This is a genomic window from Tepidimonas thermarum (genome assembly GCF_007556705.1).
GTDB lineage: Bacteria > Pseudomonadota > Gammaproteobacteria > Burkholderiales > Burkholderiaceae_C > Tepidimonas > Tepidimonas thermarum.
On the sequence record NZ_VJOL01000099.1, the window covers coordinates 1 to 2,731 of the forward strand.

The window sequence follows — 2,731 nt, forward strand, 5'->3', positions numbered from 1 at the left end:
GGTTTCCGCAATGCTCGCCGAACTCGACGACGAGTGGCTGACCGGCAAGGTCTATCTCAACTTCAACCTGTAACCCGGTTGTCATGACCACCCAACCGGAAATTTACAGAAAAGAGGTTGCACAATCGCCGCTTTGCCGAGCCGCGGCTTATCGACGAGCTGCTGTGCGCTCAGTGATGCCGGGTGGTTCGGCTGAGCGCCAGTGATGCAGCTCATTTTCTGCCATACGTGGCATCGTGATCCGGCGCGATGGTCAGAAAACGGATGAAATCCCCGTCTCTGTACGCAGTCGCCCGGCGTGCCTGGGTGATGCGCAGAGAGTAAACGGCATCGATGCCCTGGGGGGGCCTGACGCTGGTGATCTTTTCCCACTTCAGGCCCGGGTCGCGGTACAGCTGGTTCCAGGTCAGCTGTCGAATTTTGTGAAGCGTATCCAGGGCTGCGTGTCGCTCGGGCTTTTGCAGCGTCAGCAGGTTGTCCTGAAACACCGGGTTATTCAGGTCGAGCCTGACCTTGGCTTCACTGCTCGCCATGGCCAAGGCGCTTGAGCGTGTCTTCGACATCGATATCCGATGCGGCATGGGCCACGGACCATGCCATGGCCGCTTGCAGATCGGCTGCCGCCTGCGGCGTGTGCAGCCAGCGCTCGTTGTCCGGAACGACCGTGGCCGTGCGAACCAGCCAGACCCCAGGCTCGTACTCTTCCACCAGCACCTGGCGGCCAGCGTATTGCTTGCCCAGCGATATCTGGCCGTTGGTGCCGACGACCTTGACGGTGAGCGGGTGTGCAGTAGTGGCCATCATGGGACTCCCGTGTTGGAATGCACGATATTATATATTTCGTGCCGCACGATTCGGCAAGTGACCTGTTGCGCATGCAAGTTGGCTGGCAGACTGGCGAACGGGAACCTCAACCAAAGGTAAAAACAACTGAAAAATCCTTATCGATAGACCGCAACTGCTAAAAAGTCACCCCCTGATTGCCCCCGGAAACCGCCTGGTTCCGGGGGCTTTTTACGCATAAAACCCATCCAATATCAACAGTTTGCACTTGTTAAAAATCCCCGCCGCACAGCCGCAAAAAACACCTTCAGCGCCGGTGGCTACACGTGACACGTGGCCGGGTTTAGCCCCCCAGGTCACGGGATGCAGCGGGGGAGGGCCCCGCCAGCGCATCGGTTCCACCTGTGGGAATCGAGGGCGTATGAAGGGCATACGTTATGAAGTTGCATATCACGGAGGCTGCGCTCAAGGGCTGTGTGCCCAGCGACAAGCCCGCGGTCAAAGTGTTCGATTCGGAGGTCCCGGGGTTTGGGGCCCAGCTCACGCGCACCGGCGCAGGCAACTACTTTGTGACGCTGCGCAGCGCCGATGGTCAGCGCCGCCAGCACAAGCTGGGTGCTATCGGCAAGCTCGCCGCGCACGAAGCACGACAGCAGGCCCGAGAGCTGATGGCCAGCGTGCGCACGGGCAGTACCCCCAAGCGAGGCCGCCCGCCGGCCGCAGGCTTGAGCGTGTCGGACTTCTTTTACGGGCCGTTTCTGGACAAGTTGCGCGCGCAGGGCAAGCAAACCGAGACGCACACCTCGCTCTACCGCAACCACATCGAGCCGATTCTGGGCTCGTTGCCCATGGGCAAGGTCACGGCGCAGCACGCGCAAGCGTTTCAAGAGCAGCTGCGCCGCAAGCCCGTGGCGGCAGGACGCTGGACGACGCAGGCGGGCAAGACACTCTCGGAGGGCACGGTCAAGCGCGTGATGATATTGCTGCGCCACCTCTTCAACGAGGCCAAGCGCCAAAAAGTCCCCGGGGTTGCCGACAACCCCACCGCCGCGCTGAACCTGGGCAGCGAGGTCGCGCTTGTCAAAGGGCGCTTTCTGCAGCCCGAAGACGTCCAGCGCCTGCTGGCCGTGGCGCGCGCGCACGATGCCGACTTTGCCGACGCTCTTCTGATGGCGGCACTCACCGGACTGCGGCGCAGCAACGTCTATCGGCTGAGCTGGACGCAGCTCGACTTCGAACGCGGTCTGATTCGCTACGAGCCGGCCGAGGTCAAACAGAAGAAAGCGTTCGTCAAGCACCTGAGCGCCCCTGTGGTCCAGATGCTGCAGCGGCGCTTGGCGGCGCAACGCGAGGCAGGCGTGCAAACGCCGTGGGTGTTTGCCAATCCGAAGACCGGGCAGCCCTACCACAGCCGCCGCTGCCTGTGGGTGACGGTGCGCAACGCCGCGGGGCTGCCGAATCTGCGGCTGCACGACCTGCGCCACAGCTTTGCGTCCGCCCTGCTCGAAGCTGGCGTCAACCTCGTGGCGGTGAAAGAGGCGCTTGGGCACACGCAGCTCAAGACGACGATGAAGTACTTGCACATCACGGACAAGGCGCGCAAGCAAACCGAGGAGACGCTGGCACAGCGGCTGCTGCAGGCAGTGTGAATGCTCCCCCGCGGGTGGGCGCGGGGGAGTAGGCACAGAGGCTGCACAGGGCACAAGGCATGATTGATGCACGGGCCGGGGTGAAGCCGGCCCGTGCCCGTTATGATGGGTGGCATGTCGTACGACAGCAGTTACAAGTGGCTCTTTAGCGAGCCGCAGCTGGTGCAAGACCGATTGTGCAACCTCTTTTCTGTAAATTTCCGGTTGGGTGGTCATGACAACCGGGTTACAGGTTGAAGTTGAGATAGACCTTGCCGGTCAGCCACTCGTCGTCGAGTTCGGCGAGCATTGCGGAAACC

4 protein-coding genes are annotated in these 2,731 nt (G+C 62.0%); 2 read left to right on the forward strand and 2 right to left on the reverse strand.

What is annotated here, in order from left to right:
- Positions 1-212: 212 nt before the first annotated feature.
- Positions 213-533 (reverse strand): hypothetical protein, encoded by a 321-nt coding sequence (locus Tther_RS12975; RefSeq protein ID WP_143904527.1) that lies wholly within the window; start codon positions 531-533, stop codon positions 213-215.
- Positions 520-801 (reverse strand): hypothetical protein, encoded by a 282-nt coding sequence (locus Tther_RS12980; protein WP_143904529.1) that lies wholly within the window; start codon positions 799-801, stop codon positions 520-522. Before Tther_RS12980 ends, Tther_RS12975 begins: the two co-directional genes overlap by 14 nt.
- Positions 802-1,220: 419 nt before the next feature.
- Between Tther_RS12980 and Tther_RS12985 the strand changes: the two genes are divergently transcribed.
- Positions 1,221-2,432 (forward strand): tyrosine-type recombinase/integrase, encoded by a 1,212-nt coding sequence (locus Tther_RS12985; protein WP_143904531.1) that lies wholly within the window; start codon positions 1,221-1,223, stop codon positions 2,430-2,432.
- Between the two features lie 114 nt (positions 2,433-2,546).
- The gene (locus Tther_RS13675; protein ID WP_281280194.1) at positions 2,547-2,669 is read left to right on the forward strand and encodes a hypothetical protein; all 123 of its coding nucleotides are present in this window, start codon (positions 2,547-2,549) and stop codon (positions 2,667-2,669) included.
- The last annotated feature ends 62 nt before the right edge of the window (positions 2,670-2,731 follow it).

Excerpts from the sequence above, each read along its gene's own strand:
- Tther_RS12985 (WP_143904531.1), top strand. The coding sequence starts at position 1,221 with ATGAAGTTGCATATCACGGAGGCTGCGCTCAAGGGCTGTGTGCCCAGC.
- Tther_RS12980 (WP_143904529.1), bottom strand. The coding sequence starts at position 801 with ATGGCCACTACTGCACACCCGCTCACCGTCAAGGTCGTCGGCACCAAC.
- Tther_RS13675 (WP_281280194.1), top strand. The coding sequence starts at position 2,547 with ATGTCGTACGACAGCAGTTACAAGTGGCTCTTTAGCGAGCCGCAGCTG.
- Tther_RS12975 (WP_143904527.1), bottom strand. The coding sequence starts at position 533 with ATGGCGAGCAGTGAAGCCAAGGTCAGGCTCGACCTGAATAACCCGGTG.